Here is a 15,283-nt window from a genome sequence, read left to right as displayed (position 1 = left end):
GGCGGGGGTCGCGCCGGCCGGGAGCGGATACGCTTGTGTGGCGATGAATCTGGTCAATCTTGAGTCGGTCTCCCACTCCTACGGTCCCAAGCCCCTGCTCAGCGACGTCTCCCTCGGCATCGAGGCGGGTGACCGCATCGGTGTGGTCGGCCGCAACGGCGGTGGCAAGACGACCCTGATCTCGGTGATAGCCGGTGATCTCAAACCCAACAGCGGGCGGGTCACCCACAACCGGGGGCTCCAGGTCGGGTCGCTCTCCCAGGGGGACGATCTCGATCCGGCCCGGCCGGTGCGCGACATCGTCCTCGGCGACAGGTCCGAGCACGAGTGGGCCGGTGACGCGGGCATCCGCGAGATCCTGGCCAGCCTGCTCGGCGACATCGACCTGACCGCGCTCGCGGGGAGCCTGTCGGGCGGTGAGCGGCGCCGCACCGCCCTGGCCAAGCTGCTCATCGACGAGCACGACCTCATCATCCTGGACGAGCCCACCAACCACCTCGACATCGAGGCCATCGACTGGCTGGCCCGGCACCTGGCCGGGTGCAGGACCGCGCTGGTGGTCGTCACCCACGACCGGTGGTTCCTGGACGCGGTCTCCACCAGGACGTGGGAGGTCGTGGACGGCACGGTCGAGCGCTACGAGGGCGGGTACGCCGCGTACGTGCTGGCCAAGGCCGAGCGCGCCCGGGTCGCCGCGGCCTCCGAGGCCCGCCGGCAGAACCTGATGCGCAAGGAGATCGCCTGGCTCCGCCGGGGCCCGCCCGCCCGTACCTCCAAGCCCAAGTTCCGCATCGACGCCGCCCAGGCGCTGATCGCCGACGAGCCCCCGGCGCGGGAGAGCGTCGAGCTGGTCAAGTTCGCCGCGGCCCGGCTGGGCCGCACGGTCTACGACCTGGAGGACGTCACCCTGCACGCCGGCGGGCCGGGGCAGGGGCCGCTGGTGCTGGACCACACGACCTGGCAGTTCGGCCCCGGTGACCGGGTCGGCCTGATCGGCGTGAACGGGTCGGGCAAGTCCTCCCTGCTGCGGCTGCTCGCCGGTACGGTGCGGCCCGACTCGGGGAAGCTGGTGCAGGGCAAGACGGTCCGCCTGGCGCACCTGTCGCAGGAGCTCGGCGAGCTCGACCCCGGGCGCCGGGTGCTGGAGACGGTCGAGGAGGTCCGCAAGTTCATCCAGGTCGGCAAGAAGGAGTGGACCGCCTCCCAGCTGCTGGAGCGTCTCGGCTTCAAGGGCGACGCGCAGTGGAAGGTCGTCGGCGACCTGTCCGGTGGCGAGCGCCGTCGTCTGCAGCTGCTCCGCCTGCTGATGGACGACCCCAACGTGCTGCTGCTCGACGAGCCGACCAACGACCTCGACATCGAGACGCTCAACGAGCTGGAGGACCTGCTCGACGGCTGGCCGGGCACGCTGATCCTGGTGAGCCACGACCGGTACTTCCTGGAGCGGGTCACCGACAAGACCGTGGCGCTGCTCGGCGACCACCGGCTGTCGATGCTCCCGGGCGGGGTGGACGAGTACCTGGCCCGGCGGGCCTCGGGCGCGGCCGTGTCCGCGCGGGCGGCCTCGGGCGCGGTCTCCGGTACGGCGTCGGCGGTCTCCGCCACCGCGGCGAAGGATCCGGGCACCGGCCTGTCGGCGCGGGACGAGCGCGAGCTCCGCAAGGAACTCTCCCGTCTGGAGCGTCAGCTTCAGAAGCTGGACGGCCGCGAGGCGAAGCTGCACGCGTCCATGGCCGACGCGGCCGCCGACTACGGCCGGCTGGCCTCGCTGGACGCCGAGCTGAAGGAGATCGTCGCGGAGAAGGACGCGATCGAGAGCGAGTGGCTGGAGCTGGCCGACCGCCTGGGCGAGTGAGCCCCCGGGTCCGCTGACCCCCAGGGCTCCCGGCCCTCCCGCGTCCCCGGCGCTCCCGCGTCCTCGGTCCTCCCGCGTCCCCGGCGCTCCCGGGTCCTCGGATCCCCGGACCCCGGCGCTCCCGGGCTGCGGGCTGGCGTCGCGATCGCGGGTCCCGGGCGGTCGGTGCGCTCGGCGCTCAGTGCGTTCCGGAGTCGCCCGTATCGAAGGGGACGAGCAGCGTGCGCAACAGGTCCGACAGGACCTGCCGCTCGCGTTCCCCCAGGCCCGACAGGAGCTCGCGCTCGCGGCGGAGCAGGTCGGCGAAGGCGCCGTCCACGCGGGTTCGCCCGGCGTCGGTGAGCGAGACCAGGACGCCGCGCCGGTCCTCGGGGTCGGGGCGCCGCCTGACCAGCCCGGCCGCGGCCAGCCGGTCGATCCGGTTGGTCATGGTCCCCGACGTCACCAGCGTCGCGCGCAGCAGCGCCCCCGGGCTCATCTCGTACGGCTCGCCGGCCCTGCGCAGGGCGGTGAGCACGTCGAACTCCCAGGTCTCCAGCTCGTGCTCGGCGAAGGCGGCCCGGCGGGCACGGTCGAGGTGGCGGGCCAGCCGGGAGACCCGGCTGAGCACCTGGAGCGGCTCCACGTCGAGGTCGGGCCGCTCCTGACGCCAGGCGGCGACCAGCAGGTCGACCTCGTCCCTCGTGCCGGCGTCGGGCCCGGCGTCACGGTCGGCGTGGTGCAGGCTCATGGCGCCGAGTCTATCTCTCTTGACATCGAGATATTCCGACGGGTATCAATCATCTTGATGTCAAGAGATGTGTGGGATCCCACGGTTTACGGCCGCTACGCCGACGAGCGCTCCCGGCCCTTCTTCGATCTTGTGTCCAGGATAGCCGCGTCCGGCCCCGGCAGCGTGGTCGACGCGGGCTGCGGCACCGGTGAGCTCACCGCCGAGCTCGCCGGGCGCTGGCCGGGCGCCCGCGTCCACGGGTTCGACTCCTCGCCCGCCATGATCGCGAAAGCCCCGGCCGGGGACTCCCTGACCTTCTCGGTGGACGACGTCACCTCGTGGCGCCCGTCCGCTCCGGTGGACGTGATCGTGTCCAACGCGGTCCTGCACTGGGTGCCCGGGCACCGCGAGCTGCTGGCGCGCTGGGTGGAGGCGCTCGCACCCGGGGGGTGGCTCGCCTTCCAGGTGCCCGGCAACTTCGACGCCCCCAGCCACGCCGTGGTCCGCGAGCTGTGCCGCAGCACCTGGCGCGACCGGCTGGGCGACCTGGCCCCGGGCTCCCCGGTCGACGACCCGGCGGGCTACCTGGCCCTGCTGGCCGGCCTGGGCTGCCGGGTGGACGCCTGGGAGACCACCTACCTGCACGTGCTCCCCGGCGAGGACCCCGTGCTCGGCTGGATCACCGGGACCGCCCTGCGTCCCATGCTCGACCGGCTGGACCCCGACGAGTCGACCCGCTTCCTGGCCGACTGCGCCGTGTCCCTGCGCGCGGCCTACCCTCCCGGGCCGTACGGCACCGTCTTCCCCTTCCGCAGGATCTTCGTGGTCGCCCAGAGGTGACGGACGGGTCCGGCCCCCGCCCCGACCCCCGCCCCGGCTCCTCGCCCAGGCCTCTCGCCCAGGCCCCTCGCCCCGGGCCCGGTCCCGCCCGCGGGACGGGATCGCGTGATGTCCGGCCGGTGCGCGGGAAGCCGATCCCCTCGCAGCTCACCGTGCCCGTTTCCTGTCCTCACGAGAACCGTGGGCCCGGTTTCGGTTTCCGTCACCCCTGGGGGAATGCGTCCGATTCGGGTTCCTGTGCGGATGACGGGGCATCAATGAATACCGCGAAGCGTACGGACATCTGAGAATCCAGGGGATGACCTGTGGCAATGGAGATCGAGGACAAGTTCGACGTCCCTGTGGAGTACGAGGTGCCGGACCTCACCGGCCTTCCGGGCTCGACCGAGGTCGTGGGTCCCAAGACCCACCAGCTGGTCGCCCTCTACTTCGACACGCCCGATCTGCGGCTCGCCGCCCGGGGCATCACCCTGCGCCGGCGCAGGGGAGGCACCGACCCCGGCTGGCACCTCAAGCTCCCCAAGGCCAAGGGCGTCCGCCAGGAGATCGTCCACCCGCTGACCCGGAGTACCAAGATCGTTCCTGCCGAGCTGGCGGACCTGGTGCTCGCCTACACGCGGGGCGCGCCGCTGGTGGCCGTCGCCGAGCTGGACACCCGCCGCGCCGTCACCACGGTGGTCAACGGCGCGGGCGTACGGCTGGTCGAGATCGCCGACGACCGGGTCAAGGGCACCGTGCTCGGGGAGAGCCCGCACGTCGAGCGCTGGCGCGAGGTCGAGGCCGAGCTGATCGAGGGTGACGAGAAGCTGCTGAGGAAGGTCGGCAGGCGGCTGACCAAGGCCGGGGCCGTCCCCGCCGACTCGGCCAGCAAGCTCGCCCGCCTGCTCGGTGCCGCCGGAGCGCTGTCCGAGCACCCCCGTACCGAGGCCGAGCCGGGCTCGGCGGGCCAGGTCGTGCTCGCCTACCTCGGCACCCAGGTCGCCGCGCTGCTGGCGCAGGACCCCCGGGTCCGCAAGGCCGAGGAGGACGCCGTGCACCAGATGCGCGTCGCCGCCCGGCGGCTGCGCAGCGCGCTGAAGTCGTTCAAGGGGATCGTCAAGGGGACCGGGACCGTCCAGAAGGAGCTCCGGTGGCTCGGCGCGGTCCTCGGCGAGGCGCGCGACCTGGAGGTCATCCGCGACCGGTTCGCCGGCAGGCTCGGCGCGCTGGAGGGCTCCCTGATCGTCGGACCGGTGGGGACGCGGCTCAGCTCGGACCTGCTGGACGAGGAGCACGAGGCCCTCGACCGGATCAGGGACGTCCTCGGCGGTGAGCGCTACTTCGCCCTGCTCGACGCCCTCGACGACCTGGTCGCCACCCCGGTGCTCACCAAGGCCGCCCACAAGCCCGCGGACACCCTGGAGAGCGTCGCCGCCAGGAGCTGGCGCAGGGTCACCGACGCCTACGCCACCGCGCAGGCCATCGAGAACATCACCGAGCGCGAGCTCGCCATGCACGACGTGCGCAAGGCCGCCAAGGGCGCCCGCTACACCGCCGAGGTGATCGGCATGACCAGGCTGGCCAAGCTGGCCGAAGCCGTCCAGGAGGTGCTGGGCACCCACATGGACGGCGTCGTCGCCCAGGAACGGCTGGCGGCCGAGGCCGAGAACGCCCGGAGGGCCGGGGAGGACACCTTCACCTACGGCGTGCTGACCGGGCTGGAGCGGGCCCGGGCCGAGCGCGCCAGCGAGGAGTTCCCCCGGGTCTGGCAGGAGACCACCGAGGCCGTGGCGAGACTCCTCTGACGTCCCGCGCGGCCCACCTCGTCCGGGCGGGACCCGGGCGAGGCCCGGCCGCGCGGACGCATGGCCGCGCGGTCGCACGGATGCAGGGATGCACGGATGCACGGATGCACGGCCGTACGGCCGATTTTCCGCGGCACCGGGACGCGCACGCTCCCCTGACCGCCTGGGGAAGGGCCGTCGTCAGCGGATCCTGGACACGGCCCGCCACGACGGCGGCATGTTCTTGTCGACCTCGATCCCGTCGAACACGGAGGGCTCCTGCGGTCCCTGCTTCCGGGCCCAGGCGGCCATCCTGGCGATCCCCTCCGCGAGCGGCACCGAGCCGGTGCCGACCCCCAGGACGTCCCGCGCCTTCTCGTGGGAGGAGTACGCGTGCACGACCTCGTGGCGCGCGGGAAGGTGCTCCACCCGCAGGGGCGCGTCCATGGCCGCGGCCACCGTGGTCGCCAGCTCGTTGACGGTGTAGGGCGTGTCGCCGCCGATGTTGAAGGTCTGGCCGTACGCCCGCGGATTGTCCACGGAACGGGCGATGGGCAGCGCCACGTCGTCGATGTAGCTGAACGCGCGCGTCTGCTCGCCGTCCCCGAAGATCGTGCAGGACTCCCCGCGCAGGATCTGGTTCATGAAGATGCCGATGACGTTGCGGTAGCGGTCACCGATGTTCTGGCGTTCGCCGTACACGTTGTGCGGGCGGAAGACGATGTACGGCAGGCCGAAGATCTCGTGGCTGACCTTCAGCTCCTGTTCGACGGCGTACTTGGCGATCCCGTACGAGTCGATCGGCAGGGGGGTGAGGTCCTCGCTCATCGGCGGCTCGGCGTCGCCGTAGACCGCGATCGAGGAGGTGAAGACGAAGCACCGCACGGTCCCCGTGTTGACCGAGGCGTTGATGAGGTTGACGCTGCCGATGACGTTGTTGGTGTAGTTGTACCGTTTGATGAAGTGGCTCAGCCCCTCCGCGGCGTAGGCCGCCAGGTGGAACACGTAGGTGAACCGCCACTGCGCGAACAGCGAGTCGACGAGCCCGGCGTCGCAGACGCTCCCGGCGACGAAGTGCGCGCCGTCCGGCACGTTGGCCGCGTCGCCTCCGGAGAGGTCGTCGAGGACGACGACCCGGTGACCCGCCCGCACCAGCTCGGCCGCGACGTGCGAGCCGATGAACCCGGCGCCGCCGGTGACCAGGGAAGTGATCGTCATAGGGGGATTTCCTTTCCGCCGGTCGTGATGACCTGGCGTTCCGAGTCGGGGGACCGACCTGTCACCGGCCGGGTGAGGCCGAGCAGGCGGAGGCTGGGAACGGTCATGACGGTGGTGACGAGCGCCATGATCACCAGTACGGTGAACGCGTTGCCGTTGATGACGCCGATGCTGAGGCCCGAGCTGAGCACGACGATCTCGGTGATGCCGCGGGCGTTCATCAGCACCCCGAGGCCGAGGGCGAGCCTGGGGGGCATGCCTCCGGCCAGGGTGACCAGCCACGCGCTGCCGAGCTTGCCGAGGATCGCGACCACCAGCAGCAGCGCGCCGCCCAGCAGCACCCCGGGATGGGTGACGGCGAACCGGACGTCCACCTGGAGGCCGATCGAGGCGAAGAAGACCGGGAGCAGCAGTACCTGGTTGAACGTGCCCAGCCGAGCCGGCACGTTACCCAGCACCCTGGCCTCCCGGGGCAGCACGACACCGGCGAGGAAACCACCGAAGATCGCGTGGACGCCGATCAGGTCGGTGATCGCGGCCAGTGCGAAGACGAGACCGAGCACCAGGCCGAGGCAGGCGGGAGCGGGCAGTCTCCGGTGCGCGTACCGCAGCGCCAGGGCCCGCAGCGCCGGTCGCACCACCAGCAGGAGCACCGCGCAGAGGGCGACGGTGAGCGAGAGCGCGACCACGACGCCGGACGCGCCCTCCGCGCGGAGGATGGCGAGCACCACGGCCAGCGCGCACCAGGCGAGCACGTCGGCGACGGCCGCGCAGATCATGGCGAGCGACCCGAGCCGGGTGCCGTCCAGCCCGGTCTCCCGCACGATCCGGGCGAGCACGGGGAACGCCGTGACGCTCAGCGCGGTGCCGACGAAGACGGCGAACGGGACGAGCCCGACCGAGTCGCCCGCGAACATGTCGAACAGCGGCAGCGCGGCGACCACGCCGAGGGCGAACGGGACGACCATCATCGCCTGGCTGGCCGCTCCGATGACCCCCCGCTGGCGGCCGAGCACGCCGTGGTCGAACTCGGCGCCCACGGTGAACATGAACAGCGCCAGGCTGGCCTGGGCGATGAGGTTCAGGTGCGGCAGGACGGCGTCCGGCAGGACGGCGGAGACCACGCCCGGGGCGAGCGAACCGAGCACGGACGGCCCGAGGAGCAGACCGGCCATGATCTCGCCGATCACCGGGGGCTGGCCGACGCGCCTGGCCAGCACGCCACCGAGCGAGGCCAGGCCGCCGATCACGGCCACGGCGAGGAACAGACGTGCCATCAGCTGGATCGGGGACGAGGCGTGCGCCGCGTCCGCGGTCGCCCGGTGGACCGCGGGCGACGACACGGAGAACCCGACGACGACGAGCAGCAGCACGGCTGCCGCGGTCAGGCCGACGGCGACGGCGACACCTCGCGCGGGAGCGGGCATGAGCCGCTGCTCCGTCTCCTCGAGCGGCGCTTCCGGATGCATGGTCACACTCCTGGGGTGGGCCGGCGTCGTGACGGGGGGAGCCGGCGCAGGACGACGGCCGCGTGGACGAGCTCGCCGCAGCCGAGCACGGTCACCGCGCCGAGCGCGCCCGCCCAGGGTACGACGGCGAAGGCGAGTGCCCCCATGGCGACGAGGGAGACGGCCGCCCCGTACGCGGTCGTCCGGAGTGTCTGCGGGGTGGCGTTCTCCATCAGGTAGTTGACGCTGCCCATCGCGAAGAGGATCGGCACGCAGGCCGCGTACAGCACCAGGACCCCGGGCCCGCCCAGGTCCCGGAGCAGCAGGAGCGAGGCGCCCAGGGTGAGCGCCAGGTAGGGCACCCCGGCGAGCACCAGCAGCCGCAGCCAGCGGGAGAACGTGCCGAGCATCGGGGTCAGGTCGCGCTGGTGCAGCCCGCGCGACACCTGCGGCTGCAGGATGCGCAGCAGGTAGGCGAAGGCGTTCAGCAGGACCGAGGAGGCGATGACGGCCAGGTAGAGCCCGCCGCTCTCGTCCTCGGCACCCGTCACGGACAGCGCCAGGAACAGCAGGCTGACCGAGACGCCGCCCACCACGTCGGCGACCGCCATCAGCGCCGAGGTGCCGACCGAGACGCGGACCAGCGTCCTGCGGCGCAGCCCGGTGAAGTCGGGCCGCAACCCGGCCAGCAGCGCCGCGTTGAGCACGATCAGGGTGAGGGTGTACAGGGCCAGGAACGTGGCCGGCGGGGTGCCCGTCACCGCGGCGACCGTCAGCCCGGCCAGGACCACCGCCAGGACGAGATGGTTGGCCACGTCCCTGCCCGGCCGGTCGACGGCGCGGCTCAGGCCGACCAGCACCTGGTTGCCCCCCGCGCAGATCGCCCACAGCCCGGCCAGGCCCGGCAGCAGCGGGTCGTCGCGGCCCAGGAGCAGCACGGCCAGGACGGCGAGCGAGACCAGCAGCAGCACGGCGGCGAGCGCGACGAAGATCCCGATCAGCCGGTCGACGGTGCGCCGGGCCCGCGGGACGAGCTTCAGCGCGCACTTCTCGATCCCGAGGGAGGCCACCGGGAGGAGGAACGCCGCCCCGCCCATGGCCGCGGCGTAACCGGCGTAACCGGTGGAACCCCACGCGCCCGCCAGGGCGACGTTGGCGAGCACGACCGTCCCCCGGTAGCCCATGCGCGCGCCGACGAGCGACGCCATGACCTTCGGGGCGACGGCGAACAGGTTCCTGGCGCTCACCCCGGGACCGGTCGTTCCGGTGCCCGTCATCCGGGAGCGTCTGCGTAGTCGGAGGTGACGAACTTCCCCTTGCCTCCCGGTGTGATCGTCACGGACTCGGCCGTCACCACCTCCAGCGGGAAGTCGCCCCGGGCCAGCTCGAAGAGCCTGGCCCGTACGCTCTCCAGGAGCCCGTCCGTGCCGTCCGTGCCGTTCATGCCGTCCGTGCCGGGGACCACGTGCAGGCGGACCAGCCCGGTGGCCTCCTGGTGGACGAAGCACTCGCTGATCCCCGGATGGGTGGCGGCCAGGTGCAGGAACGCGTCGGGGTAGAGCCGCTCACCGCCGGGGAGGGTGACGAAGTCGTTGCTGCGCGCCTTGGTCAGCCGCAGGACGCGGAACCTGCGCCCGCACCCGCACCGGCCGGGCTCGATCAGGCCGATGTCGCCGAGGTCGTAGCGGATGAGCGGCATGGCCCGCTCCAGGAACGAGGTGACCACGACGTGGCCCTCCTCGCCCGCGGGCAGGGCCCGCCCCCGGTCGTCGACGATCTCGCAGTGGACGCGGTCCTCGCTCAGGTGGGCCCTGCCGTGCGTGCAGTCGTAGGCGACGTTGAGCACCTCGAACGCGGAGTACTCGTCGAACACCGGCGCGCCGAACCTCTCGGCGAACATCGTCCGATGCTCGGGGAGCAGCAGCTCGGACTCGGTCATCACGATCCGCAGGGTCCGTCTCAGCCGCGCCAGCTCGGCGGCGGTGAGGGCGCGCAGCAGCGCGCGCAGGTGGACCGGGTAGCCGATCAGGACCTTGGGCCGGTTGGCCAGCAGCTCGGCCTTGATCTCCGCCATCGGCCGGTGCGACAGGATCACGTGCCTGCGGAACAGGTTGAAGCGCTCGAACATCCGGGCGGGCGGGGCGAACGGCCGGATGTGGGTGAGCCTGTCGGTCGGCAGGTAGCGTCCGGTGGCCAGGAACCGGCGGACGAGGGCGGCGCCGTGGTAGTCGTGGGAGGCCTCGTCGTGCAGGATCCGCACCCGCCGGCCGGTGCTGCCGCTGGTCTGGAAGGACCTGCACCTCGCCGGGTCGACACCGTCGGCGAGCAGGTCCTCCAGCGGCCGCTCGCGCAGCACCTCCTTGTCGAGCACCGGCAGGTCGGACAGGTCGGCCAGGGCGGTCAGCGGCGGGCGGGAGTAGCGGGGGTCGTCCCGGTAGTACGGGACGCGGGCCCGGGCGTACTCGATCATCCGGTTCAGCTCGCGCAGCTGCCGCCGTCGCAGGGCGGAAGGGCTGCCGTACTGCCTGGCGACGGTGATCGGGATGTAGCAGGCCTCGCGGAGGAACACCGGTCAGCCCCTGCTCGCGGGGGAACCGTCCGCGCGGGCCGCACCCGCCCCGGGAGCATCGGCGGCGTCAGAGACGTCGGAGGCGTCGGCGGCCCGGGAGACCCCGGGAGCGGTGGGAGCGGTGGGGGCGTCCGGGCCGTCCGTCCCGTCCGCCCGGGAGCGCGGCGAGCGGACCAGGGCCTCCCACCAGCGCTGCGGGGAGAGGAAGACCAGCAGCGCCAGGATCACGTGCACGGCGATGAACACGTAGGCCTCCATCTTGGTCGGCGGGTGGCCGATGAAGACCGTGATGTGCGAGGCCCACTCCCACACCTCGGGAATCGTGGCGTAGGCCGGGTCGGTGTGGTCGTTGACCGTGAGGAAGGCCAGGTCCTCCAGGCCGGACAGCATCAGCAGCAGCATCCCGTAGGAGAGCCTGCGCACGGTCGCGGCCGTGCCCCCGCCGAGCCGGTAGGCCAGCGCCAGCGCCAGGATGATCATGGGCGTCAGCGTGAGGACGTGGTAGTAGAGGTTGCCGAAGGAGGTCGGGTCCTCGGAGATGGCACCGCCGAAGAAGAAGATCTTCGGCACGAAGTACAGGAAGTACAGCAGGAAGGCCGGTGGGATGAGCAGGAGCGGGAGCCGCATCCGCTTGGCCCACTCCACGTCGAGCGCGGCCACCGCCTCCGCGGCCATCACGAACGGGACCAGCTTGAACAGGAAGAGCCAGAGCGACTTCACCTCGCGGTCGTGCGGCAGGCCGAACCAGACGATCGCCGCGGCGATCACCGCCAGCGAGGCGAAGATCAAGAATCTGCGGTGCTTGGGGGGGATCATTCTGACCCTTTCTCATCGTTCTCGATCACGAACCGCAGGGTCTCCAGCGCGGTGTCCCGGGCCGGCATCAGCGACTCCCTGGTGTCGGCGACCATCATCAGGTAGCCGAGTTTGTGCGCGGCCTGCCGGTAGGCGTGCACCCGGTCGCCGGGCGACTTGAACAGCTGCACGTCCACCACCTCGGGCATCCGCAGCAGCGAGTCCATGCCGACCACGTCCTTAAGGACGCCGTCGGTCTCCGAGGTGAGGATCTGCAGCACGGCGGCGCGCCGGAAGGGGACGGTGATCTCCAGCGGCTCGCCCAGCGCCAGCCGGATCGCCGCCTCGACCGTGTTCAGCCCGAACGCGTGCCGCACCATCAGCGGCATGCCGTTGCCGCCGAGCCGGGCGCCCATCTCGATGAAGTGGATGTCGCCCCCGGGCGTCAGCACGAAGTCCAGGTTGACGGGGCCGCGCTCGTGCCCGGCCTCCGCGCAGATCATGACGATCGCCTCCCGGAGCCGCGCGTGGACGGACGGGTCGAGGTCGGCCGGCACCACGTGGGCGAGGCTGATCATCTCAGGCGGGCCGGTGATCGTGCGGTCGGTCACCGCCATGAACCCCAGCTCGCCTCCGGTGAAGAAGCACTCCGCCGAGCAGTGCCTGCCGGACACGATCTCCTCGACGATCACCTGGTGCGAGAAGGAGTACTTCCAGGCGTGCTCGATCGCGCCCCGCAGGTCCGCCGGGACGCCGATGGCCGTGATGCCCTTGCTGCCCGAGGAGTCGGCGGGCTTGACGATCAACGGGTAGCGCATCCGCCCGGCGGCGGCCAGCAGTGCCTCGGTGCTGCCGTCCTGCGCGTACGCGTGGCTCGGCAGGCCGAGCCGGGCGACCAGCGCGCGGAAGAAGCCCTTGTCGACCGAGCAGCGCAGCGCGCCGGGGGACGGCTGGTGCGCCGTGCCGTAGATCCGGCTCAGCTCGGCGACGGACTCCTGGGCGGCGTCGCTAGCCGGTGAGATCACCGCCGCGACGTCGATGGGCCCGAGCGTCGCCGCGATGGCCGCGGGGTCCCTGCTGGTCATGCAGAGGAACCGGTCGGCCTCCGCGGCGCCGAGCGCGTCCGGCCGCTGGTCCACCCCGATCACGTGGTAACCGAGCCGCCGGGCCTCGCGGTAGGCGGGGATCTGGTCCTCGCCTCCGCCGAGCACGATGATGTTCCGGGTGCTCAACTGACGTCCTCCCAGATGTCGGCGGTGAGGTAAGGCGTCTCCTGGCCGTAGAGGGCCTCGTCGGCGCGGACGACGATGTTGGCCTCGCGGATCTGGTAGCGCGGCATCCCGATCGCCTGCACCCGCATGACCCGTACGAGATAGCGGGCCACCACGACCACGACGAGCAGCGTGATCAGGCTGGTGGCGAGCCCGGCCGTGGCCAGCGCGTCGTGCCCGGCGAAGCCCGTCCAGAACAGTTCGAGGAGCAGGACACCCGCGGCCAGCATCGTCGCGGCCAGCGCGTAGAGCCAGACCAGCGGCCGGAAGGAGAAACCGACGAAGAGCTCGATGGCGTGCCCGGCGAGCTTGCGCAGGTTCCACTTGCCCTGGCCGGCCACCCGGGGCCGGTGCGAGGTGGGCAGGGTCGTGTACCGCGCGCCGAGCAGCGGGGCGGTGGCGGAGAAGTAGGGCGTGGACAGCCGGCTGTCGACGACCTTGCGCGCCACGCAGGTACGGGCGATCCGGAACACCGAGGCCCCCGCAGGGATCTCGATCCCGAGCCACCTGCGCGCGATCATCTGATGTCCCCAGGTGCCGAGACGCCGGTACCACGGGTCCTGGCGGTTCTCCCTGACCGCGAAGACCACGTCGTAGCCCTCCAGCGCCTTTTGCACCAGGCGGTGCATCTCCTCGGGCGGGGACTGCAGGTCGGCGTCGAACTGCACCGTCCACGGCTTGGAGGCGTACTTGAAGCCCGCCGAGAAGGCGGCCTCCAGGCCGAAGTTCCGCGCGAAGGAGATGTACTTGACGAGGGGGTCCCGGGCGGCGAAGGACTTGATCGCGTCCAGCGTGCCGTCGTCGCTGCCGTCGTCGACGAACAGGATCTCGACGTCGTCGTACCGCAGCAGCTCGGACCGGATCTCGCGGTAGGCCTGCTCGACGCAGGCGGCCTCGTTGTAACAGGGGATCATGGCTGTGATGCCGGGCCGCGGCATGCGAGCGTTCTGCGCGCTCGCATCCGCGGCCGCCATGGGCGTCGGCGACATGTTCGGTGGAGGGGTCGTGTCAGTCGAACATCGCGTTCATGGTCTCGTGGGTCGCTTCCTTCTTCATGTCGGACTCACTTCCCCAGCACGTGTTGAGGATGATGCGCGTCTGGTCGGCGTTGAGGGGGATCGTCCGGTGCAGGGTCGTGTCCGACCGCAGGAAGTACAGGTCGCCGGTGACGTGCCCGTAGGTCTTGATCGGGTGCTCCAGCAGGTAGTCCTCGACCTGCGGGTCGTTCTTGTCCCAGTCGGTGTGCGGGATGCACTGCAGCTGGCCGCCGTACTTCGCGTCCGGGGCCTCGATGATCCAGATGACCGTGAAGCTGAAGTCGCCCCAGTGCCAGCCGTGGGTGTCGCCCTTCCTGTGCTGGCGGATGGCGATGTACTTCTCCTCCTCCCACGGGCACTCCAGCACCGGCTGCGCGGCGAGCCTGGACAGGAAGCCCATCATGGCCTGCGACTCGTAGACGGCGGGGATGAGCTCGCTGCCCTTGGCGATCGCCTGCTGGCTGATGGTGGTCATGTACCGGGGCGTGTTGCCGGTCTCCTTGAGGTGGATGTCGATCCGCTGGCCGTGCTCGTCGAGGAGACGGTGCACCTCCTGGGAGATCTCCTGGAACAGGTCGTCGGGGACCAGGCCCCGCAGCTTCACGTACCCCTCCCGCCGGTAGTGCTGGGAGAGCTTGCGCACGACCTTGTCGTCGGCGTACCGGGTCTCGATGTGCTCGCGGATGCGCTGGTCGGTCTGCTCTTTCAGGGTGGGGTTCGCCATGGTGTCCGGGCGCCTTTCTCTGTGTTCGCGGTGTCTGTCCGGCGAAAGGCGCGGCTCTCGGCGAGGACCGGCGCTTTTCACGATCTTCATGGGGCGGGTCGCGTCCGGGCCGGCTCACCGGCTCCGGACGGGACGTCAGGTCTGTCCGCGGGCGACCAGCACAGGTGTGCCGTGCCGGGGGCAGAGCTCGGGCACCAGACCGGCGGTGCCCGGCGGGACGACGTTCACGAGCGTGGGACGGGTACGGCGCAGCAGGGTGAACAGCGGTCCCGTGGCGTGCGGCCGGACGTGGACGCGCCGCCAGTTGGTGTGCATCCGGCCGCACTCGCGGTGCCGGGCCCCGAGGTAGCCGAGACGGGCGTCCCACAGCACCTCGGCCGGCCGGCCGCCGCCCTGGTCACCCCCCCGCGGCCCGTCCGCGTCACCTGTGCGGGGCCCGCTCCCGGAGGGCACGGCGTGCTCGTGCAGCTCGCCGAGGGACCTGCGCAGGAACACGCGCACGTCCCCGGTGTGGTCCCGGCGCAGTTCCTCGACCTGGCCGGGGTCGCCGAGCAGTCCGGGCTCGCGGGCGTCGTGGAACGCCCGGATCCCGGCGGGACGCAGCTTCGGGTCGGCCGTCTCGGCGTGCTCGCAGAGCAGCACCGCGTAGCGGCCACGCCGGGGTCCCAGGTGCCGCCAGTCCAGCAGCGCCGTCCGCACCTCGAACAGCGGGCGGTCGCTCCGGTGGACCCCGGTGAGCCGCAGCGCCTCGTACAGCTCGCCGGGCTCGCCGAGCCACGGCACCACGTCCGTACGCGGCAGGTGCGGGGCGGCGAAGGGGTACAGCGTGGGCAGCAGGTCGTCCAGGCCGGCCGCGGGCAGGGGGGCGGGGTCGTCCAGGACGGCCCCGGCGTCGGCCCACATCTCCCGGTAGTGGGGCACGGTCGCGAAGGCCCGTGCCACCGCGGCCCGGTAGGCCCGCTCACCGGCGCGCCACGAGTGGCCGCGCGATCGCCCGAACATGCCCTGTGTCCCCCGTCGTTCCCTGTCGTCCCGGTGGTTCCCGGTCGTT

13 protein-coding genes are annotated in these 15,283 nt (G+C 71.9%); 3 read left to right on the top strand and 10 right to left on the bottom strand.

What is annotated here, in order from left to right; all coding sequences use genetic code 11:
- Positions 1-43: 43 nt before the first annotated feature.
- Positions 44-1,855, top strand: coding sequence for an ABC-F family ATP-binding cassette domain-containing protein (locus ABD832_RS23865; RefSeq protein ID WP_344899106.1), 1,812 nt, complete (start codon positions 44-46; stop codon positions 1,853-1,855).
- 178 nt (positions 1,856-2,033) lie between these two features.
- Here ABD832_RS23865 and ABD832_RS23860 read toward each other — a convergent pair whose 3' ends face one another.
- Positions 2,034-2,585, bottom strand: coding sequence for a MarR family winged helix-turn-helix transcriptional regulator (locus ABD832_RS23860; protein WP_344899104.1), 552 nt, complete (start codon positions 2,583-2,585; stop codon positions 2,034-2,036).
- A gap of 57 nt (positions 2,586-2,642) precedes the next feature.
- Between ABD832_RS23860 and ABD832_RS23855 the strand changes: the two genes are divergently transcribed.
- Both ABD832_RS23855 and ABD832_RS23850 read left to right on the top strand, forming a co-directional pair.
- A complete protein-coding gene (locus ABD832_RS23855) occupies positions 2,643-3,407 on the top strand; it encodes a trans-aconitate 2-methyltransferase (RefSeq protein WP_344899102.1) in 765 nt (254 codons plus the stop codon).
- Between the two features lie 311 nt (positions 3,408-3,718).
- The gene (locus tag ABD832_RS23850) at positions 3,719-5,191 is read left to right on the top strand and encodes a CYTH and CHAD domain-containing protein (RefSeq protein ID WP_344900057.1); all 1,473 of its coding nucleotides are present in this window, start codon (positions 3,719-3,721) and stop codon (positions 5,189-5,191) included.
- A 180-nt stretch (positions 5,192-5,371) separates the two neighbouring features.
- Here the strand turns inward: ABD832_RS23850 and ABD832_RS23845 are convergent, their stop codons facing one another.
- The 9 genes from ABD832_RS23845 to ABD832_RS23805 form a co-directional block, all read right to left on the bottom strand.
- Positions 5,372-6,388 carry an NAD-dependent epimerase/dehydratase family protein gene (locus ABD832_RS23845; RefSeq protein WP_344899100.1) on the bottom strand — a complete coding sequence of 339 codons (1,017 nt, stop codon included), beginning with the start codon at positions 6,386-6,388 and terminating at the stop codon, positions 5,372-5,374.
- Positions 6,385-7,857: a cation:proton antiporter gene (locus ABD832_RS23840; RefSeq protein WP_344899098.1), complete on the bottom strand. Its 1,473-nt coding sequence runs from the start codon at positions 7,855-7,857 to the stop codon at positions 6,385-6,387. The genes ABD832_RS23845 and ABD832_RS23840 overlap by 4 nt, the downstream gene beginning before the upstream one ends.
- Positions 7,858-7,859: 2 nt before the next feature.
- Positions 7,860-9,113: a hypothetical protein gene (locus ABD832_RS23835; protein ID WP_344899096.1), complete on the bottom strand. Its 1,254-nt coding sequence runs from the start codon at positions 9,111-9,113 to the stop codon at positions 7,860-7,862.
- A complete protein-coding gene (locus tag ABD832_RS23830; protein ID WP_344899094.1) occupies positions 9,110-10,405 on the bottom strand; it encodes a phenylacetate--CoA ligase family protein in 1,296 nt (431 codons plus the stop codon). Before ABD832_RS23830 ends, ABD832_RS23835 begins: the two co-directional genes overlap by 4 nt.
- A 3-nt stretch (positions 10,406-10,408) precedes the next feature.
- The gene (locus ABD832_RS23825; RefSeq protein ID WP_344899092.1) at positions 10,409-11,221 is read right to left on the bottom strand and encodes a hypothetical protein; all 813 of its coding nucleotides are present in this window, start codon (positions 11,219-11,221) and stop codon (positions 10,409-10,411) included.
- Entirely contained in the window at positions 11,218-12,432 is a 1,215-nt protein-coding gene (locus ABD832_RS23820) for an ATP-grasp domain-containing protein (RefSeq protein WP_344899090.1), read from the bottom strand. The genes ABD832_RS23825 and ABD832_RS23820 overlap by 4 nt, the downstream gene beginning before the upstream one ends.
- Positions 12,429-13,385, bottom strand: coding sequence for a glycosyltransferase family 2 protein (locus ABD832_RS23815; protein ID WP_486389082.1), 957 nt, complete (start codon positions 13,383-13,385; stop codon positions 12,429-12,431). The genes ABD832_RS23820 and ABD832_RS23815 overlap by 4 nt, the downstream gene beginning before the upstream one ends.
- Positions 13,386-13,479: 94 nt before the next feature.
- Entirely contained in the window at positions 13,480-14,232 is a 753-nt protein-coding gene (locus tag ABD832_RS23810; protein ID WP_344899088.1) for a HalD/BesD family halogenase, read from the bottom strand.
- Between the two features lie 135 nt (positions 14,233-14,367).
- Entirely contained in the window at positions 14,368-15,234 is an 867-nt protein-coding gene (locus ABD832_RS23805) for a hypothetical protein (RefSeq protein WP_344899086.1), read from the bottom strand.
- Between the last annotated feature and the right edge of the window lie 49 nt (positions 15,235-15,283).

It is taken from the genome of Streptosporangium longisporum (assembly GCF_039534895.1).
Classification (GTDB): domain Bacteria; phylum Actinomycetota; class Actinomycetes; order Streptosporangiales; family Streptosporangiaceae; genus Streptosporangium; species Streptosporangium longisporum.
Note: the sequence above shows the minus strand (reverse complement) of the source record. Positions and strands in the feature narration are given on the sequence as shown.